Here is a 23,158-nt window from a genome sequence, read left to right on the forward strand (position 1 = left end):
GTGAATCCCCCAATTCCGATGCGAGGACACATCGCCTCTCATCCATACCCGGGGAGTTGGCAGACTTACCTCGTGCCTCAGCTACCCGTCATCGCCGTCGTCGGCCCGACCGCGGCCGGAAAGTCCGACCTGGCCGTGGATCTCGCCCTCGAACTGGGGGGCGAAGTGATCAACACCGACTCCATGCAGCTTTACCAAGGAATGGACATCGGAACGGCGAAACTGTCCGTGGCGGAGCGCAGGGGAGTGCCCCACCACCTGCTGGACATCTGGGACGTGACCACGACCGCGAGCGTGGCCGAGTACCAGTCGCTGGTCCGGCCGCTCATCGACGACCTGCGGGCGAAGGAGGTCGTGCCCATTCTGGTGGGTGGATCAGGGCTGTACGTGCGGGCCGCCCTGGACGACCTGGAGTTCCCCGGTACCGATCCGGAGGTCCGCGCCCGGCTGGAGGCCGAACTCGACCTGCGAGGCCCCGGCCCGCTGTACGAGCGGCTCCGCGAGCGCGACCCGAAGGCCGCCGAGACCATCCTCCCCGGCAACGGGCGCAGGATCGTCCGCGCCCTGGAGGTCATCGAGATCTCCGGGCGGCCGTTCTCGGCCACGATGCCGTCGTACGACGCCGTCTACGAGAGCGTCCAGCTGGGGGTGGAGGTGCCCAGGGCGACGCTGGACGCCCGGGTCGAGGCGCGGGTCGACCACATGTGGCGGGCCGGGCTGGTGGACGAGGTCAGGGAGTTGGCCGCGCGCGGGCTCGCCGGAGGCCGTACGGCGAGTCGCGCCCTCGGGTACGCGCAGGTGCTGCGCTTCCTCGGCGGGGAGTGCACCGAGGAGGAGGCGAAGCAGGAGACGGTACGGGCGACGCGGAGGTTCGTCCGACGTCAGGAGTCGTGGTTCCGCCGCGATCCTCGCGTGATCTGGCTGCCCCAGCAGGAGCCTGACCTTCTGGGGCGCGCGCTCGCCGCGATTCACGGCTGACCGCTCCCCGGACCGGCCGGGATGCGGCGGGACGGCGCGGGCGGGGGCGCGTGCGACCGGCAGGAGTGGTGAGGGCGGAAGCGTGCCCGGATAGGGTTGGTAGATGCGATTCGTGAAGGGACACGGCACCGAGAACGACTTCGTCATCCTCCCCGACCCGGACGGTGAGCTGGAGTTGTCCGCGACGACCGTGGCGGCGGTGTGCGACCGGCGCGCGGGGATCGGTGCGGACGGCGTGCTGCGCGTGACGCGGACGAAGCTCAGCCCGGAGGTGTCCGACCAGGCGGGCGAGGCCGAGTGGTTCATGGACTACCGCAACGCCGACGGCGGCGTCGCCGAGATGTGCGGCAACGGGGTGCGGGTCTTCGCCCGCTACCTGGTCGACGCGGGACTCGCCGCGCCGGGGGAGTTCGGTGTCGCGACCAGGGCGGGTGTCAAGCGGGTGCGGCTGGCGGAGACGGGTGACGTGACCGTCGAGATGGGCCCGCCTCGGGTGCTGGGGTCGAGTCGCACGACCGTCGCGGGCCACGAGTACGAGGGTCTCCACGTCGACATGGGCAACCCCCACCTGGCCTGCGTCATCGGCGACCCGGTGGCCCAGCTCGACCTGAGTCACCAGCCCGCGTTCGACCCCGAGACGTTCCCCGGAGGGGTCAACATCGAGCTGCTCAATCCGGTGGGCCCGCGCCGGGTCGTCATGCGGGTCTTCGAGCGCGGTTCGGGTGAGACGAGGTCCTGCGGCACCGGCGCCGTCGCCTCTGCGGTGGCGGCCGCGCGGCTGACCGGTGAGACCAGCGGCACCTGGGCGGTGGAGGTGCTCGGAGGCACGGTCACCGTCACTCTCGACGAACACACCAGTTATCTGGCGGGTCCCGCCGTCCTGGTCGCCTCCGGTGTGGTCACGCTCTGAGCGGTGTGCGCGCCTCCGGTGTGGTCGCGCTCTGAACGGCACGTTTCCTCGGCCGTGTCCGGTGTGGTCGCGTTCCGAGTGGTGCGTGTCCCGGTCACGTTCCGAGCGGTGCACATGACGTCGACGCTTCCGCCGCCCGCGGTGTCGCGCGGGCGCGTCGTGTCCGCCGAGGTCACGCTCCGGGGCGCGAGGGTGAATCTTTCGTGACCCCCGTGGCGTCGCCGTGGGCCTCGTGTCCGGCGGGGACACGCTCACCCGCACGTGCGGGGCCATACGGTGAGGCCTCGGAGGTGCACGGGATCGCCAAGCCGTTTGGGGCATGCTCCCCGACCTGGCAGACTGACGTCCCATGGACGTGGACATCTGGGCCTGGGTGGGCGACACCCAGCGGCAACTGCATGAGGCGGGCAACACCGGTCTGGCTATGGCGATCGGAGATGTGCCCGCGCAGGCGTTGGAAGGTCGGTACGGGCAGCTCGACGTGCTCGCGCCCGCCATCGCGCAGCAGGCGGAGAACCTGCGACTGCCCTGGCTGGAGTTCTACGCCCGCTACTGGCACCTGATCGGCCGCGTCGGCGACCGCGCGCAGGGGACGGTCGCGATCGCCGACGCCGAGACGCTGGTGGAGTTCACCAAGCGGGAGGACGTCCGCGAGTGCCCGGCCGTGCCCGGTGCCGTCGTGGCGCTGGCCATCGCGCAGGCGAACGCGGACGGTCCCGGTTACGCCGCCGAGCGGCTGGCCGCGCTCTCGGCCCTGGACGTCGAGCCCGGCTCGCTGGCCTTCGCCTCCGTCGCCGAACAGTACGTCGCGGCGCTCGTCGACGCGGGGCGCGTCGACGAGGCCGTCTCCCACGCGGAGACCGCGGTGGCGGCGCTCGGCGGTGCGGACCGTGAGGCGAGCTGGGAGCTGGGGGCCGCCTCGGCCCGCGCGCTGCTCGCCGCCGGACGCGCCGAGGACGCGCTCACCGCGCTCGACGCCGCGGCCGGGTTCAAGCCCGACGACCCGGTGGCCAAGGAGCACCGCGAGGGAGTGCTCCGCTCACTCGTGCTCGCCACCCTCGGCCGGGTGCAGGAGTCCGTCGACGCCCTGCCCGACCTCGACGTGGTCGGCGATCACCCTCGCGTCTGGGTCGAGTGGTCGCACGCCATCCACGCGCTCACCGGAGCGGCTCAGATCACCAACACCTGGCAGCTGGGCCGGGTGCTCAAGCAGTGGATCGACTACTTCGCGATGATGGGCGGCTACCGCGCCCGGGTCGAGCTGGCGCTCGTCGCGGGGCACCTGGCGGTCGCGCGCCAGGGAATCTGGCAGGCGCGGCTCCTGGCCGACCTGGCGGAGTCCGCGGCAGGGGAGCTCAGGAGCCCCGGTGACGTCGCCGAGCGGATCACCGAGCTGCGCGCCGCCGCGGATAAGGCCACCGCGCTTCCTGCGCCGGGTCCCACGGACGAGCTGGTCGGCTACTTCGACGCCGCCGACGGCTTCAACGCCGACCCGGAGCGCTGGGTGGGCTGGCTGGCCCCGCTGTCCGGCCGTGACGTGGAGGCCACCCGGCGCCACACCACCACGCTGGGTTTCCTCGGCTACCCGGCCAAGGGCGCCGACATCTACTGGACCATGCTGGTCGAGTCAGGTGACATCGAGACCGCCGACCCGCAGGACGCGTCGTACCTCAGCGGCCTGCTGATCGAGGCACGTCAGGACGAGCGCCTGGAGCAGGTCGCGGAGCGGCTGCCCGCCGCGCAGCGCCACCTCGCCCTGGGGCGCCTGTACACCTCGCGGGAGCGCTGGGAGCAGGCGGCGGCCGAGGGCGAGGCGGCGGTCGCCGCGGGCGGCGGCATCGAGGCGGTCCGCCTGTGGTCGGCCGCGGCGCAGCAGCTCGACGACAACGCCAAGGGCGCCGGCATTCTGCGTGATCTCCTCGACTCGGAGGAGATCGAGCAGCAGGACGTCTGGCGAATGATCGTCATGGCGACGGCCGCGGAGGACTGGGAGACCGTCCGTCTGGGCACCGCCAAGATCGGGATGCCGCTGCAGTCGACCGAGGGGCCGATCGAGGAGGAGATGGGCCTGGTGCGCATCATCCTTCCCGCCCCCGACGGCAGCCAGCGCCAGGTCCTGAGCGTGCGCACCGGCCCCGCGACGGCGCGTCTGGCCATCCCCCAGCCTCCCGGTATGGAGTACAACGCCGGTGACCTGGTCGTCTTCGAGCCGCAGTTGCTTGAGCCGATCCCGGAGAGCGCCGAGGAGCAGGAGAGCTTCGTCCCGCCCTTCGCCGCGGTCAGCATGCTCCGTCCGGGTGGCTACACCAGCTGGTTCTTCGACGGCGCCGCTCCCAGCCAGGCCGACTGGACGGAGTTCAACGACGTCATGGTCGAGCGCGGCTGGCCGATGTGGGTCTACAGCGACGACAACTACACCGTGACCCACCCGACCTCGGGCGAGCCGCTGCCCGGCGTGTTCGGCTGGATCGCGGTCCCGCCGGATGTCAGCCCGGTCGAGCTCGACGCGCTTCTGGACGACGCCACCGAGCGCTGGGTGCACCCGCTGGCCTGGCTCGACCTGGCCAAGGCCGTCGACGTCGAGGTGGAACGGCACGAGCGGATCACCAAGGAGTACGGCCTGTAGGACGGCTCGCCACGGCCGTGCCTGGCGGTCCGTGGCGCCGCCTGCTCTTCGGGAGGTGTGGCGCCTCCGGAGGGGAGGGTCGCGGTCATCCGTGACCCACTCGGAGTCCGTATCGCCGGTGACCCGCCAGGATCACCGGCGATCACGGGACACCGCGTCGCCCGCGAGTGGGCCGACCCCTCGCGGGCGGTTTCCGGCACGGTCACTAGAATCTCATTCGGCACATTGGGTGAATGAGGGAGGACCGGGATGCTGGAACGATTCCGGCTGGACGGCAAGGTTGCGATCGTCACCGGCGCGTCCTCGGGGCTGGGTGTCGCGTTCGCGAGAGGTCTGGCCGAGGCGGGCGCGGACATCGTGATCGGTGCCCGTAGGAAGGACCGCCTTGAGGAGACCCGCGCACTGGTCGAGGAGACCGGCAGGCGGTGTGTGGCTCTCGCCACCGACGTGACCAGGCCGGAGGACTGCCGGGCACTGGCCGAGACGGCGGTGGCCGAACTCGGCGCGGTGGACATCCTGATCAACAACGCGGGCGTGGGCTCGGCGGTCCCGGCGTTGAAGGAGACGCCCGAGCAGTTCCGGCAGGTCGTGGACATCAACCTGCACGGCACCTACTGGATGGCGCAGGCCTGTGCCAGGGTGATGAGGCCCGGCTCCTCGATCGTCAACATCGGGAGCATCCTGGGCGAGACGACCGCCGGCCTGCCGCAGGCCGCCTACAGCGCCTCCAAGGCGGGGGTCGTCGGCCTCACGCGCGATCTCGCCCAGCAGTGGACGGGGCGGCGCGGCATCCGGGTCAACTGCGTCGAGCCGGGGTTCTTCGCCTCGGAGATGACCGAGCAGTACGCCGAGGGTTATCTGGCCAGGCAGCTTGACCAGCGGGTGCTGATGAAGCGTGCGGGCGACCCGGCCGAGCTCGTCGCCGCCGCGATCTTCCTCGCCTCGGACGCCGCCTCGTACGTCACCGGTGCGGTGATCCCTGTCGACGGCGGGATCCTGATCACCTGATCCGGCTGCTCCGAGTGGAGTGCCCATGGTGGCTTTTGTCCGGATCGAGTGAGAAAGATGCTGGTAAGGCATGGATTGATGGGTCAGAAATTCTCTCGTTCTCCCAAAGACTGCTTAAGGCTTTTAAGATTGAGGGCGGCATCTGAGGTAATTTGCCGCTTCAGTTGGTGAGCACGTGAGAGGTGGCAGGGTGCGGACGGCACTGGTACGAGGCGTGGTCGTCGCGACGATCGCGTTCACGGTGGCGGGCTGCGGCCCGTTTCCCGACGGAGGCGTGGACGAGGGGACGCGGTCCTCGGGAGGGGCTTCCGGGGACAAGAACTCCGCCTCCGAGGCGCTCAAGGACCTGAGGAAACTTGAGGTCAAGGGGCGCGCCCCGATGACGGGATTCAACCGCGACAAGTTCGGTCCCGCGTGGTCGGACGTCGACAAGAACGGCTGTGACACCCGCAACGACATTCTCATTCGCGACCTCAAGGAGGAGGTCTTCAAGAAGGGCGAGGAGGGCTGCATCGTGCAGTCCGGAATTCTTGAGGACCCCTACAGCGGCAAGACCATCAAGTTCGAGCGCGGGACACGGACCAGCATGGCGGTGCAGATCGACCATGTGATCGCGCTCGCCGACGCCTGGCAGAAGGGCGCCCAGCAGTGGCCCGTTTCCAAGCGGAAGGAACTCGCCAACGACCCGCTGAACCTGCTGGCGGTGGACGGGCCGCTGAACAGCCAGAAGGGCGCCGGAGACGCGGCGACCTGGCTGCCGCCGAGCCGCGCCTACCGGTGCCCCTATGTGGAACGTCAGATCAAGGTGAAGGTCAAGTACGAGATGTGGGTGACGTCCGGGGAGAAGGACGCCATGGAGGAAGTTCTCAAATCCTGTTGATCAGTCGTCGTAGTCGCGCTTCAACTTGATGATCTTTCCGGTCTTCGCGGACACGTAGACGTCGTACTCCCAGGCTCCCTTGTGCAGCTCGACCTTCCAGGCGCGCTGACCGTGCTCCCACTCGCGCTCGACCTTGCTCACGCGCGCGCCGGGGACACGCTTCTTGGCGATCTTCACGGCCTTGCCGGAGGAGATGTACGCCGAGGTGGTGACGGGTGCGGTTGCGGTACCCGTGGTGCCGGCCGCGGTCACGCCGGTCGTGCCGGTCGTGGCCGCGGTGGCGGTGATCGCCGCACCGTCCGTCTGGTGCGCGGCGAGGGCGATGCCGCCTCCACCGGTGAGGAGGGCGGCGGTTGCGAGGGCTCCGACGGTGATTCTGGTGATTCGTGTCATGGGTCAAGATTTGCGGAGACTTTGCTAGGGGCACGCTAAGAGATCGTTAACCGACGGTGAGTACGGCTCGCCACCGGATTCCGGAGTGCTCCCCGGCGCCACTTCCGGCGGCCCGCTCAGTGACCGGCGGCCGAGGCCTGCTCCCGGGCCAGCCGCTCCTCGCCCGACAGCGTGTTGAGCGGCTTCTCCTTGATGAACAGGACCGCCACCAGCGCGAGCGCGGTGAGCGGCACGCCGATGAGGAACAGTTCGGCGGTGGCCGTCGCGTACACGTCCTGGACGATGCGGACGACGGGAGCGGGCAGCTTGGAGATGTCGGGTACGGCGCCACTCTCGCCACCCGCGCCGCCGGCGGCCATCGGGCCGAGCCTTTCCGTCATGAGCGTGGTGATCCGGTTGGCCAGCACCGCGCCCAGGGCGCTGACGCCGACGGCGCCGCCCATGCTGCGGAAGAAGGTCAGCACCGAGGTGGTGACCCCCAGGTCGTGGGCGGGTACGTCGTTCTGGGCGGCGAGGACCAGGTTCTGCATGAGCATGCCGACACCGATGCCGAGCACCGCCATGTAAATCCCGAGCAGCACCGTGCCGGTCTGACCGTCGATGGTGCTGAGCAGGCCCATCCCGGCGAGCATGACGACGCTGCCGGCCACCAGGAAGCCCTTCCAACGGCCCCACTTGGTGATGAGCTGGCCGGCCACGGTGGAGGAGACGAGCAGGCCGAACACCATCGGCAGGCTCAGCAGGCCGGCGACCGTCGGCGACTTGCCGAGCGCCACCTGGAAGTACTGCGACAGGAAGACCGTGCCGCCGAACATGGCCACGCCGACCAGCACGCTCGCCACGGTGGCGAGGGTGACGGTGCGGTTCCTGAAAATGGTCAAGGGAATGATCGGCTCGGCCGCCCGCGACTCCACCCAGATGGCCAGCGCGAGGATGAGCAGGGCGCCGCTCACGAGGGCGAAGGTCCACCAGGAGCCCCACTCGAACTGGCTGCCCGCCAGGGACGACCAGATCAGCAGCATGGACACACCCAGCGTGATCAGCAGGGCGCCCAGGTAGTCGACCTTGACGTCCCTGCGCACCACCGGCAGGTCGAGCGTGCGCTGCAGCAGGACGATGGCCAGGATCGTGAACGGCACGCCGATGAGGAAGCACCAGCGCCAGCCGAGCCAGGAGGTGTCCACGAGCACGCCGCCGATGAGCGGGCCCGCCACGGTGCCGACGCCGAACACGGCGCCGAAGATGCCGGCGTAGCGGCCGAGCTCACGCGGCGGGATCATGGCCGCCATCACGATCATCGCGAGCGCGGTCATGCCACCGGCGCCGATGCCCTGCACGACGCGGCTGACGATGAGGATCTCCACGTTCGGCGTGAGGCCCGCGATCAGCGAGCCCACCACGAACAGTCCCAGTGAGAGCTGGATCAGCAGCTTCTTGTTGTAGAGGTCGGCCATCTTGCCCCAGAGCGGCACCGTGGCCGTCATGGCCAGCAGCTCCGAGGTGACGATCCAGGTGTAGACGGTCTGCGTGCCCTGCAGGTCGGTGATGATGCGGGGCAGCGCGTTGGCCACGACGGTCGAGGCCAGGATGGACACGAACATGCCCACCATCAGCCCCGACAGCGCCTGCAGGACCTTTCTCCTGGAGGTGGGCGCCGCGGCCACGGCCTCGGGCTGCGCGCTGGTGGATGTCATCTTTCCTCGATTTCTCGGGCGGGGACCGGCGCTCCGCGTGATTCGCGCGGACGCCGGCCGAACGGGAACGTGTTCGGGGGGTGATCGAAGGAGAACGGTGACCGGGGCGGTCACGGATTGGGCAGGCCGGCGGCGAGCTGGGAGAAGGCCTCGTCGACCAGGTCGGCCAGCGCCGGGCGGCCGTCCGCGGCGCTCCAGCGCATCATCGCCGCACGGAAGGCCGCCATGGCCACCGCGGTGGCCAGCTCGGGATAGCCGCTCGTACCCGGTTCGACGCCGATTCTGCGTGCGACGACGGCGGACACGGCGCGCTCGGTCTCGGTGCCGTTGGCGACCAGGCGCGGCAGCAGTGACGGGTTCTGCTCGAACACCTTCAGTCGCAGCAACCACTGCTCGCGCCGCTGCTGGACGTGTTCGGCCTCGACCCGCGACATCAGACGCAGCGCCTCCAGGACCGGCACCTCGACCGGTACGGCCTCCAGCCTCTCGCGCAGCTCGGCGACGGACGCCGGGCTCGCTCCGACAAGCGCGTCCTCCTTGGACGGGAAGTAGTTGAAGAACGTGCGTGAGGAGAGGTCCACCGCTGTGGCGATGTCCTCCACCGTGACACCCGCCAGGCCACGTTCGGCCACCAGCGTCAGGGCGGCGTGCTCCAGCGCCGCGCGGGTCTCGAGCTTCTTTCGATCTCTCCGGCCGAGCTCGTCCGCACTCTCCACACTGGTCACAGCGTCAACAGTAGGGAGGAACTTTCAGATTGTGCAACATTTCATTATATGAAGTGCGACAGATCACAACTGGGACGAGCACGCCGGGGCCTCGCGGGGGTCCTTCTCATCGGTTCGGTGACGTCAGTGGCCACCGCGTCCGCGCCCGGCTCGTTCCTGCCCGACCGCAAGGGCCCCCGGGGTCAGGACGTGACGGCGGGCAGGAACAGGATCACGCTCGCCCCGCCGGAGGGGGAGGTGCGCAGGGACAGCGAGCCACCCGCCGACTCCGCCGTGCGGCGGGCGATGTCGAGGCCGAGACCGGTCGATCCGGCTCCGCTCTCGCCACGCTGCAGCGGATCAGGCGTGGCGAAGCCGGGACCCGCGTCGGCGACGGTCAGCAGGGCGCCGTCGCCGGTCGCCTCCAGCCGTACGGAGAACGAGACCCCCTCCGGGGTGTGCGCGAACACGTTGCCGAGCAGGGCGTCCACACAGGCGGCCAGGTCGTCCGCGGCGACCCCCACCGGCAGTGGTCCCGGAGCGAGATCCAGGATGAAGCTTCGTGACTGGTCCTCGGCGAGCACCGACCAGAACGCGACCCGCGCCTCGGTCACCGCCGCCGCGTCGCACTCGGCCCGCTCACGCACCCGCCGCCTCGCCTCGGTGATCACCGAGGTGACGGCGCGTTCCAGGGCGTCCACCCTCGCCTCGATCCTGGCCGACTCCTCGGGATCGGCCAGTGACTCCGCCTCCAGCCTCAGCCCGGTGAGCGGGGTGCGCAGCCGGTGGGACAGGTCGGCGGCGCTCTCCCGCTCTTCTGCGAGCAGGCCGGTGATGCGCTCGGCCAGGTGGTTGAGGGCGAGACCGACCGCGTGCACCTCGGGAGGGCCGTCGGGCACCGTCCTGGCGGACAGGTCGCCCGCCGCGAGCCGGTGCGACACCTTCGCCAGCGCGGTGATCGGCCTGATCACCGCGCGGGCCAGCCGGTCGCCGACCAGCACGCCCAGTCCGACCAGGGCCAGGCCGAGCGCCGCCAGCCCGGCCCAGACCTGGGGCACGCCCCTGGTCAGGTCGGCGTCGTCCAGGAAGACCCGGACCACCGCCGTACCCCCGGGCGCCCCCTGGACCGCGACCAGGATCTCCCGCCCGCCGGGCGCGGCGGCGGTGACGCTGCGGCCGCGGGAGGCCAGTTCCACGGCGGTGGAGCGCGGGGCGGGATCGCCGATCACCTCCCCGCCGGGAAGGAAGACCGTCACCGGATGCCTGGCCTGTTCCGCTGTGAGCCGCAGGGTCTCGGTGTCCACCGCGCCGACCACGACCGCCACCGACTCGGCCTCGCTCTCGGCCTCGCTGACCGCTCCGCTCACCGCGACCGTGCGGACCAGCAGGGCGAGCGGGACCAGCAGGGCGATCAGTACGAGGGAGGTGGTCGCCGCGACCAGCAGGGTCAGCCAGCGCCTCATGCCGGGGCGGCCAGTCGCACACCGACACCCCGGACGGTCTGCAGGTAGCGGGGCTCCTGGGATGTCTCGCCCAGCTTGCGGCGGAGCCAGGAGAGGTGGACGTCGACCGTCTTGTCGGCTCCGCCGTAGGGGATCTGCCAGACGTGGGTGAGCAGTTCCCGCTTGGTGACCACCTCGCCGGGCCTGGCCGCCAGGTAGTGCAGCAGGTCGAACTCGCGAGGACTCAGATCCAGCGGCGTCCCGTCCAGGGTCGCCTCCCGGGTACGGGGGTCGATGCGCAGGCCACCGACGGTGACCGCGCTGTCGGCGCGGCTCTCGCCCGCCACCCGCCGGAGCACGGCCCGGATCCGCGCGTCGAGCTGGGCCGCGCTGAACGGCTTGACCACGTAGTCGTCGGCACCCGCGTCCAGCAGCCTGACCATCTCCGCGTCGCCGTCTCGCGCGGTCGCCACGATCACCGGGACCCGGCTCACCGCGCGCAGCATCCGCAGCAGGTCAAGGCCGTCCATGTCGGGCAGGCCGAGGTCGAGGACGACCAGGTCGGGGTGTTCCTCGACGGCCAGCCGCAGGCCTTCGAGAGCGGCGGGGGCGGACGACACGGCGTGGCCGCGATCGCGCAGGCCCCGGGTGAGGGAGGTGCGGATCGCGGCGTCGTCCTCGATGAGCAGCACATTCGACATTTGCCGCCACGTTAGCCTTCTCCCGCACCGCGTCAAAAGCGGGTTAGCCGCTCCTTAGCGTTGTCTTATCGTTTCAGGTGGCACAGTGAGGGACATGCGCAAGCGTCTTCCCCTGGTCGTGGCCGGATGGCTGATCACCGGGCTTCTCGCGATCGGAGCGGGTGTGGCGGTGATCGATCGTCTCAGCGAGCCGCTGACGGACACCGGTCTCCGGCCGCTCTCCGCCGCCGAGGTCGATGAGGCGCTCGCCCTCGCCTCGTCTCTTCCCAGTGCCCCGCCCACCGCTCCCGCTGAGAATGCTCCCTCGGAGAGTGCCCCTTCCGAGAGTGCCGGGGAGCCCGGTGAGGCCACCCCCGAGCCCACCGCCGCCACCACCGCCACGCCCGGCGCGGAGCCCGGCGAGAGCCGGCTGATCATCACGAAGGGCGGCAGGGTGATCGCCCGGTGCGAGGGGGGCCTCGTCACCCTGCGGTCGTGGAGCCCGGCCCAGGGCTTCCAGGCCGACGACGTCGAGCGCGGACCCGCCGACCGGGCCCGCGTCGAGTTCGAGTCCGAGGAGGACGAGGTCAAGGTCGAGGTCCGCTGCGCGGCCGACGGATCACCCGTCCACCGCCTGCACAGCTGACCCGGGCTCTCACCTCTTACCACTGTCGGGTTCCATAAGTGGATATGTCTCCTTTGGGCGTCGGTAACCGCCCGCCCCGCTGCCCGTGATCGGCCGCCACTAGGATCCGCCTTCACGAAACGGGTGCGAAAGGGAGAGACGATGAGCGCTCAGAAGGCCGGTGGCGGCAGACGGCTGCTGTTGAAGGGGTTTCTCCTCGCGGTGGTCCTGCTGGTGGTCTCCGGGTTCGCGCTCAGCGCGTGCTCGCGGGTGAGCACCCAGCCCGACGAGGTGGTCCTGCACTACGCGGGCGGTGTCCTGGAGGCCATCAAGTTCGAGAAGTGCATCAACCCTTCCAGCGGTGCCACGCTTCTCGGCCCCGGCGACAAGGGATACTCCTATCCGTTCGGCCAGCGGACCTTCGACTTCTCCGGGGCGGACGACGCCGAGGCCAAGCCGCTGTCGGTGGTCTCCAAGGACAACGTGGAGATGACGGTTTCCGGGGTGGCGACGTTCACGCTGAACACCGACTGCAAAACGCTCCAGCAGTTCCACGAGAAGATCGGTCTGAAGTTCCGCGCCTACTACGAGGAGGGCGAGTCGTCCGGCGGCTGGCGGCGGATGCTCAACATCTACATGCGCGTGCCGCTGGACCGCGCGCTGGACGCCGCCTCGCAGGAGTTCGAGTGGCGAGGGCTGTTCAACGACCCGAAGGTGAAGCAGGCGTGGGAGACGCGGGTCGGCCAGCTCGCCAGGGAGTTCATCAAGGAGACGTCCGGGGGCGACTACTTCTGCAACCAGAACTACGCGGGCAGCGGGCAGTGCGGTGACATCGTCCTGACCATCCAGAAGCCCGAGCCGCCGGAGGCCCTGGTCTCCGCCCTGGCCGCCGAGCAGGCGGCGAAGGCGGAGAACGTCGCGCAGACCCAGCGCAACGCCAAGGTCCGCACCGAGATCGAATCGATCAAGGACCTGGTCAAGGTCCTCGGTCCTGAGGGTGCCGTGCTGTGGCAGGCCATCCAGAAGGGGCAGGTGAGCGTGGTTCCGGTGCCGCAGGGCAGCAACCTCAACATCACCCCTCCCGGACGCTGACCCCGGCACCCAACCTCCGGCCCCCGGGACCCTCGTCCGGCCCCGGTGATCCCGCGGTCGCCTCACGCTCCCTCGCCCCCGCCGCCGGGCGAGCGGAGCGGTGGCCGTCTTCGGTGGTCCCGCGGCCGGCTCACGCCGCCCCCTACCAGGGCGGCGATCGGCTCACGAGACGCGCTCGGCTCCGTCGGGCGTGATCGGGCCCAGCTCGGCGCCGAAGTCGTGCGCGATCCTGCGCATGCCCTCGGCGAGGTCCCGCCGGTCGAGCGCGGCGATGCGCTCGGCCGGCCCGGACACCGACAGCGCGGCGATCGTCCGCGCCCCGTCCCGTACGCCCACCGCCAGGCAGTGCACGCCCAGTTCCTCCTCGCCCAGGTCCATCGCGTACCCGTGTTCTCGCACCCGCTCCAGCTCGGCGAGCATCCCGGGCAGGTCGGTGATCGTGTTGGCGGTCCTGCGGGGCATACCGGTCCGCTCGACCAGCGACGCCACCTCGCTGTCCGCCCTGTCGGCCATCAGGACCTTCCCCACGGCAGTGCTGTGCGGCAGCACCCGCCTGCCGACCTCCGCGAACATCCGCAACCGCCTCGGCGAGGGCACCTGGGCGACGTAGACCACGAAGTCACCCTCGAGCACCGCCAGATTGGCCGTCTCACCCGACAGCTCGACGAGCCTCGTCAGGTACGGTTGCGACCACACGCCCACCATGCGCTCGGCCACCCCGCCGAGCCGCACCAGAGCGCCCCCGAGGGCGTAGCGACGGTCGGACTCCTGGCGCACGTAGCCCCGGGCGAGCAGCGTGCGCAGCAGCCGGTGGATCGTCCCGTACGGCAGGCCGGTCCTCGCCGCGATCTCCGAGAGGCCGGCCTCCCCGCCCCGCTCGGCCAGGGCCTCCAGCACGTCCAGCGCCCGGTCGACCGACTGCACCGCGCTCATGCACCCTCCTCACGGGACGGTCCCGGACCTTGGCGCGCCCCGTATCGGCGGGACGGGCCACTCACGGGACCCCCGTCCGCCCTCACGGCACCCTCGCGAGTCCGCGCAGCGAGGCGTCGAGAACCTGCGCGGTGTGCGCCACGGGGATGGGTTCGGTGCCCCGGCGGCGGATCGCCGAGGCGATCTGCATGGTGCAGCCCGGGTTGGCCGAGACCAGCAGGTCGGCGCCGGTGGCGAGCACCCGTTCCGCCTTGCGGTCACCGAGGTCCTTCGCGGTCTCGGGCTGGAACAGGTTGTAGGTTCCCGCCGAGCCGCAGCAGATCGCCGACTCGGCGATCTCCCTCAGCTCCAGGCCGGGTATGCCGCCCAGGAGCTCGCGGGGCTGGGACCGTACCCCCTGGGCGTGGGCGAGGTGACAGGCGTCGTGGTAGGCCACGGTGAGCGGCAGCGGGTGACGCTCGGCCGCCGGGCCGAGCGCGACGAGATACTCCGCCAGATCGACGGTCCTGATCGCCCGTGCCCTTTCGACCCACTCGCCGCCCTCGCCCTCAAGGATCTCCGCGTAGTCCTTCATCGTCGACCCGCATCCGGCGGCGTTGACGACGATCGTGTCGACGCCCGCCCGCTCGAAGGTGGTGATCGTCCGCTTCGCGAACCGCAGGGCCTGCCTCTCCTGGCCCGAGTGCAGCGACAACGCCCCGCAGCAGCCCTGCGAGGGCGGGATCACCACGTCGCAGCCCTCCATCGCGAGCACCCTGGCCGTGGCCTCGTTGACCTGGGGGAAGAACTCCCCCTGCACGCAGCCGGTGAGCATCCCGACCGTGGCCCTGCGCGGGCCCCGCGCCGCGATCCTGCGCGGCAGCCGCGTCCTGTCGGCGGCCGGGGGAGCGAGGTCGGCCATCGCCGCCAGGGACGGGTTGATCCGCTCCAGCCTCGGCGCGACCGCGCGGCGCAGCCCGGCGCTGAGCCGCAGCGGCAGCCGCATCGCCCGCAGCCGCCGGGGATAGGGGAACAGCTGGAAGACCAGCGCCCGCAGCGCCCTGTCGTCAGGCTCTCTCACGTGCACCCGCTCCACCTCGGCCCGGGTCTGCTCGATCAGCCGGTCGTACCTCACCCCGGACGGGCAGGCGGGTACGCACGCCATGCACCCCAGGCACGCGTCGAAGTGCCCGGCCATCTCGGGCGTGATCGGTGTGCCCTCGACGTGCTGTTTCATCAGGTGGATCCGGCCGCGCGGGGAGTCCATCTCCTCGCCCCACAGGACGTACGTCGGGCACGAGGGCAGGCAGAACCCGCAGTGCACGCAGTCGTTGATCAGCTCAGGGTCCACGTCAGATCCCTCCCGCGAACCGGCCGGGGGACATCCTCCGGCCGGGGTCGAACCGTTCCTTGACCCGCCGCATCAGAGGCAGGGCGCCAGAGGGACCCCAGCGATCGATCCCGCGGGCGAGAGCGGGAGGCACGGCGAGCACCGTGAGCGCGCCGCCGAGCCGCCGCAGGTCGTCGCGCACGCCCGTCACGAACCCGGAGAACTCCGCCTCGCCGACGTCCTCCGGCAGGGCGGCCAGCAGGACCGCGGAGGCCACCGACCCGCGTACGCGAGCGGGCAGCCCGCGTGCGGCGACCGCACGTAGCGCCGGGCAGGCCGCGGCGGGCGGGACCCGCAGTTCCAGCAGAACCTCCTCGCCGGGCGGCACCGACCACCAGGCGGGCGCCTCGGCGGTGATCCGCGCGCTCCCGTACTCGTCCATCGAGGTGCGCACGGCCTCCGCGCGGACATCGGCCGCCTCTCCCTCGACGAGCGCGGAGACGGTGGCTTTGCCGGTGAGGCCCGGCCACTCCAGCTCGACGGCGCTCGGCTCGGCCTGCGAGGCCGCGAGCTCGGCGACCAGTGCGTCCAGTGCGCCCAGTCCGTTCAGTGCGTCCCTCGCGGGGGAACCGGCGGAATCCGGTCCGCCGACGGGCAGGTCCACGGTGACCCACCGGCGGGCGGCGGGGATCGGGTGGAGGCGGAAGGTGGCCTCGGTGATGACGCCGAGCGTGCCGTAGGAGCCGGTGAAGAGCTTGCCCAGGTCATAGCCTGCGACGTTCTTGACGACGTTGCCGCCCGAGGTGGCGATCGTGCCGTCGGCCAGCACGACCGTGATACCGATCAGCAGGTCGCGGGCGGTGCCGTAGCGGAACCTGCGGGGGCCGGCGACCGCGGTGGCGAGCGTCCCGCCGACCGTGCCGGCGCCCAGGGGCGTGTCCAGGGCGAGTTCCTGCCGCGATCGCGAGAGCGTGGCGTTGAGGACGTTGAGGGGGAGTCCAGCGCCGACCCGCGTCACGAGATCGCCCGAGGAGTGCTCGACCGCGGATCCGTCCCCGAGGAGCAGGCAGCAGGTGTCGATCAGCAGGTCGCACCGTTCGGGGGGATTGCCCCAGCCGAGCTTGGTGCCGTCTCCCACCGGGACCACGGCCAGGTCGTGCGCGGCCGAGACGCGCATCAGCGCGGCGACCTCCCCGGTGTTCTCCGGCAGGGCCACCCAGCGGGGCGCGACCCCGCCCACCGCGTCGTCGGAGGTCGCCTCCCGGATCGTCACGCCCGTCGCGCGCAGCGCTTTCTGTGCTTTCAGGGCCTTTTGTGCCTTCTGTGCCTTCTGTGCCTTCAAGGGTGCCTCCAGCGGTGCTCCCATCAGAAGTGCTCCGCCTGTCCCGACTCGACCAGCGGGTGCGCGCCCTTGCGGACCCCCGGGACCTCGCCGCACAGCCGGGGGGTCGGGAAGATCTTTCCCGGGTTCGACAGGCCGCGGGGGTCGAAGGCGCAGCGCACCAGCTGCATGGTGTTGAGATCGTCGTCAGAGAACATTTTCGGCATATAACGGGACTTGTCCACGCCGACGCCATGTTCGCCGGTGATGGAACCGCCGTGCTCGATGCACAGGTCGAGAATCCTCCCCGACACGATCTCCGCCCTCTCCTCCGCACCCGGCTCGGCGTCGTCGAACAGCACCAGCGGGTGCAGGTTGCCGTCACCGGCGTGGAAGACGTTCGCCACCCTGATGCCGTACTCGCGGGAGAGGGCGTCGATGCTCGCCAGCACCCCGCCCAGCGCGGTCCGGGGGACGACACCGTCCTGGACGATGTAGGCGGGGCTGATCCGGCCCACCGCGGCGAACGCCGACTTGCGGCCCCGCCAGATCGCAGCCCGCTCCGCCGGATCGTCGGCGACCCGTATCTCGAACGCGCCGCTCTCCCGGCAAAGCCGCGTCACTTCGCCGAACTGGTGCGCGACCTCCTCCGCGGGGCCGTCCAGCTCCACGATGAGCACCGCCCCCGCGCCCTCCGGGTAGGCGCACGCCACGGCCGCCTCGGCCGCCTCGACGGCGAGGGCGTCCATCATCTCGATCGCGGCGGGCACGATGCCTCCGCCGATGATCGCCGACACCGCCTGCCCGCCCCGCTCGATGTCCTCGAACGCCGCGAGCAGCGTCGTCACGGCCTCCGGCAGCCTGCTCAGCCGTACGACGATCTTGGTCGCGATACCGAGCGTGCCCTCGGAGCCGATGAACGCGCCCAGCAGGTCGTATCCGGGATCGGTGTCCGACAGTTCGACGATGTCACCGTCGGGGGTGACGATCTCCAGGCCGACCACGTGATTGACGGTGAAGCCGTACTTCAGGCAGTGGGCGCCGCCGGAGTTCTCGGCCACGTTGCCGCCGATCGTGCAGACCTGCTGGCTGGAGGGGTCGGGCGCGTAGTAGCGGCCCAGGTCGCGGACGGCCTCGGTGATCGCCAGGTTGGTGACCCCAGGCTCCACGGTCGCCCTCCGGTTCGGCAGGTCGACGGAGAGGATCCGCCGCATCTTCGAGGTCACGACCAGCACCCCGTCGGCCCGTGGCAGGGCACCGCCCGACAGTCCGGTCCCGGCGCCCCTGGCCACGAACGGCAGGTCGTACTCGTTGCAGATCCTCACCACGGCCGCGACCTGCTCGGCGCTCGAAGGCAGCACCACGACTCCGGGGGTGACCCGGTGGTGGGTCAGCCCGTCGCACTCGTAGGTGCGCAGCCGCACGGGATCGGTGATGACCGACCCGGGTCCGAGGAGTTCCTCGAACCTGCGGGCCGGCTCGTCCAGGGTCTTCGTCGACATCGCTCCTCCTCCGGCTCCTCCGGCGTGCCCGACGTCCCGGCGCTGTCGCCGGTGCTCGCCGGCCTCCATCGGCCGATCGAGGACGCCGTCCTTGTCGTCCTCATCTCGAATTCTCACTCAGCGCGGCGGCGCCGGCGTTCCTGCCGTGTCTGGGGCCGTCGTCCACGAGGCCGGAGAAGCAGGGTTCTCCGGGTGCCCGCTGCGGGGTACGGCGGTCGGGGGAGGGCGGCGTACGGACGAGGCCGGGCGGGGAGTGACGGACGCGCAGGTGGAGCCGTCCTTTGATCATCGTGATCAGGACGCCCCTCGCCCACCCCTCGTCCGCGGTCTTGCGCGCGTAGAACTCCCTGGTCGCCCTGTTGTCGAGCATGTCGAGCAGGACGATGTGGTGGCCCCAGGGGATCGGCCGCGCCGTCCGCGGGATGGAGTCCGGCCAGGCGGCCGCGAAGGCCCTCATGTAGAGGAGGTTGGTCCGCGAGTATCCCATCGCCTCGGGGAACGCGCCGCGCAGGTCGGTCGAGAGCCGGGGCACCGCCTTCCTGCCCCAGTCGTCGTCCGGCTGCCGATCGAGGATGTGGCGGCCGATCCGCCAGTACTGCCGGATCAGCTCGGTGTCGGTGGTGAGCAGCGCCACCCGTCCCCTGCTGCCGATGATTTCGCGCTTGACGGCGTCGAGTAGCGCCGCGTACTCGCCCTGATCGGCTCCTTCACCGTTCCTGTCATCGCTCATGCACGCAAAGTATCCACTGAGTCCGGCGTCCGCATCCGCCCACGGTGACCGCCCGGAGTGAGGAATCCCCGCCGGGGGATGAGGATTCCGCACTGTCGGGCTGGTCATGTCACGGCATACGCGCATAGGCCGGGAGAGTAAGGAACTCCGCGAAGTCGTCGTCGAGGGCGACCTCCTTGAACAGGGCGGTGGCCTGACCGTAGAGGGCCTCGTCGTAGCCGGGCTCCGCCTTGATCTTGGCGAGTTCCTCGTCGATGATCCTCTCGACCAGCTCCCTGGTCACCACGGCGCCGGTGTCGGCGAGCTCGATGCCGTTGTGGATCCACTGCCAGATCTGGGAACGGGAGATCTCGGCGGTCGCCGCGTCCTCCATCAGGTTGTGGATCGCCACCGCACCCAGCCCCCCCATCCAGGCGGCCAGGTAGCGCAGCGCCACGTCCACGTTGTTGCGCAGCCCCGCCTCGGTGATGTCGCCGGGGGTCTTGGAGACCGCCAGCAGGTCGGCGGCGGAGACGGAGACGTCCTCGCGCAGGCGGTGGAGCTGGTTCGGCCGGTCCTCCAGGACGGTGTCGAAGACATCGCGGCAGATCGGTACGAGGTCGGGGTGCGCCACCCAGGAGCCGTCGAAACCGTCGCCGGACTCGCGGGTCTTGTCGGCGGTGACCTTCTCCAGGGCGACCTTGTTGACCTCGGGGTCGCGGCGGGAGGGGATGAACGCGGCCATCCCGCCGATGGCGTGGGCCCCGCGCCGGTGGCAGGTGCGGACCAGCAACTCGGTGTAGGCGCGCATGAACGGAGCGGTCATCGTCACGGCGTTGCGCTCGGGCAGCAGGAACTCGCGGCCGCGGGTGCGGAACTTCTTGATCACGCTGAAGAGGTAGTCCCAGCGGCCGGCGTTGAGCCCCGCGGAGTGGTCGCGGAGCTCGTAGAGGATCTCCTCCATCTCGAACGCGGCAGGATAGGTCTCGATGAGCACCGTCGCCCGGATCGTGCCCCGGGGGATGTCGAGCAGCTCCTGGGCCCTGACGAAGACGTCGTTCCAGAGGCGGGCCTCCAGGTGTGACTCGATCTTCGGCAGGTAGAAGTACGGACCCTTGCCCTTGGCCATCTGCCGCTGCGCCGAGTGGAAGAAGTAGAGGCCGAAGTCGACGAGGGAGGCGGAGAACGGCCTGCCGTCACAGGTGAGGTGCTTCTCGTTCAGGTGCCACCCGCGGGGCCGGACCACGATGGTGGCGAGCTCGGTGTCCGGCTTGAGGGCGTAGCTCTTCTCCCCGGCGGAGAAGTCGAGGGTCCGATCGAGCGCGTCGCGCAGGTTGAGCTGGCCGTTGATGGTGTTCTCCCAGGTGGGAGCGTTGGCGTCCTCGAAGTCCGCGAGCCAGACCTTGGCGCCGGAGTTCAGCGCGTTGATCGTCATCTTCCGGTCGACGGGACCGGTGATCTCCACGCGGCGGTCCACCAGGCCGGGGGCGGGCGGGGCGACGTGCCACTCGGACTCACGCACGTGCCGGGTCTCGGGCAGGAAGTCGAGGGTGCCGCCCGCCGACAGCTCCGCCTGGCGGGCCTGGCGGGCCTCCAGCAGCTCCAGACGCCGGCCGTCGAACTCGCGCTGGAGGGTGGCCAGGAAGGCCAGTGCCTCCGGCGTGAGGATCTCCTCGAAGCGGTCCTGGAGGGGGCCGCCGATCTCAACGCCGTCCATGGGTCCTCTTTTCCTCGCAGATTTCCACATGGTGGAAAAGTAATTCTGAATTGTGGAATAGACGCTACTTCAGGGCCGGTCACCGGTCAAAGGCAGGGTCCCCCTCAGGGGTCGATCCGGGCGTTCCCCGATGATCTGGCCGGCGTGTTCGGACAGAGTTGGGTCAGCGCCCTCGGCAGGTCGGCAGGTCGGCAGAGGGAAGGACGGACCCGTCGCACGTTGGTTGGGAAGCGAAGGTTTCCCGGGAAGTCGAGGATTGGGCACATGAAGAAGAACATGGTCGTCGCAGGGGCGATCCTGGGGTCGGTGTTCGTGCTCTCGGGGTGCGGCGCACTCGACTTCCGCGACCGGCAGCAGGAGGTCGTCTCCTACGACGTCACCGGCGAGCTGAAGGCCCTGGACGTCGCCACCGGCTCCGGCGACATCGTGGTCACCGAGTCGGACCGGGAGGCCGTCCGGGTGACCGAGACCATCCACTGGCGTGGCGACAAGCCCACCCTCCGGCACCCGGTGGACAGCGGCACGCTCACCCTGCGCTACGAATGCCGCAGGAACTGCTCGGTCGACTACAAGGTCGAGATCCCGCGGGGCCTCACGGCCAAACTCGACACCGGCTCGGGCACCATCACGATGCGCGGGCTCACCGGGGAGGTGAACGCCACGAGCGGCTCCGGCGAGATCGAGGGCGGTGACCTGACCTCCAAGCGGTTCGTCGCCGACACCGGCTCCGGCGACGTCGAGGCGAGGTTCTCCGCCACGCCCGAGGATGTGCGGATCGAGACCGGCTCCGGCGACATCGTCGCCTACCTTCCCAAGGGCGGCTACGACGTCACCACCGACACCGGTTCGGGGCAGGAGACCGTGGAGGTGGTCAGGGACCCCTCCTCGCCCCGCAAGGTCACGCTGCGGACCGGCTCGGGCGACGCCTCGGTCCGGCTTCCCTGAGGCCGCGCCTTTGAGCCGTTCCCGGGGCCCCGACCAGGGGGCGTTCGCGGCACGCCGGGACGAGGCGGTGATAACCAGGTGATGGCCAGAGGTTCCCGTGGCACCATCGAGGGGAAGAGACCCGGGGTGTTGGGGCGTTCTCTCCTGTGAGAAGAACGCACACGCACCAACCATCTGAATGGAGCGACGACATAGACACTCGTGAGCCGCTGGACATCGACCGATTCGACGACCTGCTCGACAACGGCGAGATGGATCTGGCCGAGCGCCAGGCACTCCGCCGGGTGGCGGGCCTCTCCACTGAGCTGGAAGACGTCACCGAGGTCGAATACCGCCAGCTGCGGCTTGAGCGGGTCGTCCTCGTCGGCGTCTGGACCTCCGGTACGTCGACCGACGCGGAAAACTCCCTCCTTGAGCTGAAGCTCCTCGCCGAGACCGCGGGCTCGGAGGTCCTGGAAGGTCTGATCCAGCGCAGGCAGAAGCCCGACACCGCGACCTACATCGGCTCCGGCAAGGCGCAGGAGCTTGCCGACATCGTCTCCGCCACCGGTGCCGACACCGTGGTCTGCGACGGAGAGCTGAGCCCCGGCCAGCTCCGCCAGCTTGAGGAGATCGTCAAGGTCAAGGTCATCGACCGGACCATGTTGATCCTCGACATCTTCGCCCAGCACGCCAAGAGCCGCGAGGGCAAGGCGCAGGTCGAGCTCGCGCAGCTCAACTACCTGCTGCCGCGCCTGCGAGGCTGGGGTGGAAACCTGTCACGCCAGGTCGGCGGTCGCGCCGCGGGCGGCGTCGGCATGGGAGGCCGTGGGCCCGGTGAGACCAAGATCGAGCTGGACCGCCGCCGGATCCGTGAGCGGATGGCCAAGCTGCGCCGCCAGATCGGCGAGATGACCACCGCCCGCGTGACCAAGCGCTCGCGGCGCCTGCAGCGCGAGGTTCCCGCCGTGGCCATCGCCGGATACACCAACGCGGGCAAGTCCTCGCTGCTGAACCGGCTGACCGGCGCGGGGGTGCTGGTCGAGGACGCCCTGTTCGCCACGCTCGATCCGACGGTCCGCAAGGCGCACACGCCCGACGGACGCCTGTTCACGCTCGCCGACACCGTCGGATTCGTCCGGCACCTGCCGCACCAGCTCGTCGAGGCGTTCCGCTCCACGCTTGAGGAGGTCGGCGACGCCGACCTGATCCTGCACGTGGTCGACGGCTCGCACCCCGACCCCGAGTCGCAGCTCGCCGCGGTACGTGAGGTGATCGGCGACATCGAGGGCGCCCGCGACATCCCGGAGATCGTGGTCGTGAACAAGGCCGACGCCGCCGACCCGGTGGTGCTGGCCCAGCTGACCGCGAAGGAGAAGCACACCGTCGTGGTCTCGGCCCGCACCGGCGCCGGACTCGACGAGCTGAGGGCCGTGATCGAGCGGGAGCTGCCCCGCTTCGACCAGGAGGTCAGGCTTCTCGTGCCGTACGAGCGCGGTGACCTGATCTCCAGGGCGCACAAGGAGGGCGAGGTCCTCGGCGTCGAGCACACCGGAGACGGCACGGTGCTGCACGCCAGGGTCCTGCCCGGCCTCTTCGCCGAGCTGGAGAAGACCGCCAAACCGGTCGAGACCGCGGTCTGACCCGCCAAGACGCGCCGTACCGTCCTCTTGGAGGCGGTACGGCGCATCCGAGCGCGTCCGACGCCTCC

General features: G+C 70.4%; 20 protein-coding genes. 9 read left to right on the forward strand and 11 right to left on the reverse strand.

Going from position 1 to position 23,158, the window contains the following annotated elements; translation table 11 throughout:
• The first annotated feature begins 72 nt into the window (after positions 1-72).
• The 5 genes from miaA (at position 73) to ABZ664_RS00800 (ending at position 6,402) form a co-directional block, all read left to right on the forward strand.
• On the forward strand, positions 73-978 hold the full coding sequence (gene miaA, locus ABZ664_RS00780; protein WP_362501268.1) for a tRNA (adenosine(37)-N6)-dimethylallyltransferase MiaA: 906 nt from the start codon (positions 73-75) through the stop codon (positions 976-978).
• 103 nt (positions 979-1,081) lie between these two features.
• Complete coding sequence (gene dapF, locus ABZ664_RS00785) at positions 1,082-1,888, forward strand: diaminopimelate epimerase (protein WP_362501270.1); 807 nt, start codon at positions 1,082-1,084, stop codon at positions 1,886-1,888.
• A gap of 349 nt (positions 1,889-2,237) precedes the next feature.
• On the forward strand, positions 2,238-4,514 hold the full coding sequence (locus ABZ664_RS00790) for a tetratricopeptide repeat protein (RefSeq protein WP_362501272.1): 2,277 nt from the start codon (positions 2,238-2,240) through the stop codon (positions 4,512-4,514).
• 249 nt (positions 4,515-4,763) lie between these two features.
• Positions 4,764-5,522 (forward strand): SDR family oxidoreductase, encoded by a 759-nt coding sequence (locus tag ABZ664_RS00795; protein WP_362501274.1) that lies wholly within the window; start codon positions 4,764-4,766, stop codon positions 5,520-5,522.
• 190 nt (positions 5,523-5,712) lie between these two features.
• On the forward strand, positions 5,713-6,402 hold the full coding sequence (locus ABZ664_RS00800) for an HNH endonuclease family protein (protein ID WP_362501276.1): 690 nt from the start codon (positions 5,713-5,715) through the stop codon (positions 6,400-6,402).
• Here the strand turns inward: ABZ664_RS00800 and ABZ664_RS00805 are convergent, their stop codons facing one another.
• The 5 genes from ABZ664_RS00805 to ABZ664_RS00825 all read right to left on the reverse strand — a co-directional run bounded on the left by ABZ664_RS00805 (position 6,403) and on the right by ABZ664_RS00825 (position 11,336).
• Entirely contained in the window at positions 6,403-6,795 is a 393-nt protein-coding gene (locus ABZ664_RS00805; RefSeq protein WP_362501278.1) for a PepSY domain-containing protein, read from the reverse strand.
• A 116-nt stretch (positions 6,796-6,911) separates the two neighbouring features.
• Positions 6,912-8,489 (reverse strand): MFS transporter, encoded by a 1,578-nt coding sequence (locus ABZ664_RS00810; protein ID WP_362501280.1) that lies wholly within the window; start codon positions 8,487-8,489, stop codon positions 6,912-6,914.
• A gap of 110 nt (positions 8,490-8,599) precedes the next feature.
• Positions 8,600-9,214, reverse strand: coding sequence for a TetR family transcriptional regulator (locus ABZ664_RS00815; RefSeq protein ID WP_362501282.1), 615 nt, complete (start codon positions 9,212-9,214; stop codon positions 8,600-8,602).
• A gap of 182 nt (positions 9,215-9,396) precedes the next feature.
• Positions 9,397-10,656, reverse strand: coding sequence for a HAMP domain-containing sensor histidine kinase (locus ABZ664_RS00820; RefSeq protein WP_362501284.1), 1,260 nt, complete (start codon positions 10,654-10,656; stop codon positions 9,397-9,399).
• A complete protein-coding gene (locus ABZ664_RS00825; protein WP_362501286.1) occupies positions 10,653-11,336 on the reverse strand; it encodes a response regulator transcription factor in 684 nt (227 codons plus the stop codon). Before ABZ664_RS00825 ends, ABZ664_RS00820 begins: the two co-directional genes overlap by 4 nt.
• Positions 11,337-11,430: 94 nt before the next feature.
• On the opposite strand from ABZ664_RS00825, the gene ABZ664_RS00830 reads away from it, so the two are divergent.
• Complete coding sequence (locus tag ABZ664_RS00830) at positions 11,431-11,961, forward strand: hypothetical protein (RefSeq protein ID WP_362501288.1); 531 nt, start codon at positions 11,431-11,433, stop codon at positions 11,959-11,961.
• A gap of 141 nt (positions 11,962-12,102) precedes the next feature.
• A complete protein-coding gene (locus tag ABZ664_RS00835; protein ID WP_362501290.1) occupies positions 12,103-13,032 on the forward strand; it encodes a hypothetical protein in 930 nt (309 codons plus the stop codon).
• A 162-nt stretch (positions 13,033-13,194) separates the two neighbouring features.
• On the opposite strand, the gene ABZ664_RS00840 is transcribed toward ABZ664_RS00835, so the two are convergent.
• The 6 genes from ABZ664_RS00840 to aceB all read right to left on the reverse strand — a co-directional run bounded on the left by ABZ664_RS00840 (position 13,195) and on the right by aceB (position 20,523).
• Positions 13,195-13,965 carry an IclR family transcriptional regulator gene (locus tag ABZ664_RS00840; RefSeq protein ID WP_362501292.1) on the reverse strand — a complete coding sequence of 257 codons (771 nt, stop codon included), beginning with the start codon at positions 13,963-13,965 and terminating at the stop codon, positions 13,195-13,197.
• Positions 13,966-14,047: 82 nt separating this feature from the next.
• On the reverse strand, positions 14,048-15,295 hold the full coding sequence (locus ABZ664_RS00845) for a heterodisulfide reductase-related iron-sulfur binding cluster (RefSeq protein ID WP_362501294.1): 1,248 nt from the start codon (positions 15,293-15,295) through the stop codon (positions 14,048-14,050).
• A gap of 1 nt (position 15,296) precedes the next feature.
• Complete coding sequence (locus tag ABZ664_RS00850) at positions 15,297-16,616, reverse strand: FAD-binding oxidoreductase (RefSeq protein WP_362501296.1); 1,320 nt, start codon at positions 16,614-16,616, stop codon at positions 15,297-15,299.
• A 23-nt stretch (positions 16,617-16,639) separates the two neighbouring features.
• Entirely contained in the window at positions 16,640-18,097 is a 1,458-nt protein-coding gene (locus ABZ664_RS00855) for an FAD-linked oxidase C-terminal domain-containing protein (RefSeq protein WP_362501298.1), read from the reverse strand.
• Positions 18,098-18,197: 100 nt separating this feature from the next.
• Complete coding sequence (locus tag ABZ664_RS00860) at positions 18,198-18,827, reverse strand: DUF1016 N-terminal domain-containing protein (RefSeq protein WP_362501300.1); 630 nt, start codon at positions 18,825-18,827, stop codon at positions 18,198-18,200.
• A 109-nt stretch (positions 18,828-18,936) separates the two neighbouring features.
• Positions 18,937-20,523, reverse strand: coding sequence for a malate synthase A (gene aceB / locus ABZ664_RS00865; protein WP_362501302.1), 1,587 nt, complete (start codon positions 20,521-20,523; stop codon positions 18,937-18,939).
• A gap of 264 nt (positions 20,524-20,787) precedes the next feature.
• Between aceB and ABZ664_RS00870 the strand changes: the two genes are divergently transcribed.
• Together ABZ664_RS00870 and hflX are read left to right on the forward strand one after the other, a co-directional pair.
• Positions 20,788-21,468 carry a DUF4097 family beta strand repeat-containing protein gene (locus ABZ664_RS00870; RefSeq protein ID WP_362501304.1) on the forward strand — a complete coding sequence of 227 codons (681 nt, stop codon included), beginning with the start codon at positions 20,788-20,790 and terminating at the stop codon, positions 21,466-21,468.
• Positions 21,469-21,719: 251 nt separating this feature from the next.
• Complete coding sequence (gene hflX, locus ABZ664_RS00875) at positions 21,720-23,090, forward strand: GTPase HflX (protein ID WP_362502212.1); 1,371 nt, start codon at positions 21,720-21,722, stop codon at positions 23,088-23,090.
• Positions 23,091-23,158 lie beyond the last annotated feature (68 nt).

The organism is Streptosporangium sp. NPDC006930 (assembly GCF_040635605.1).
In the GTDB taxonomy this organism is placed as follows: Bacteria; Actinomycetota; Actinomycetes; order Streptosporangiales; family Streptosporangiaceae; genus Streptosporangium.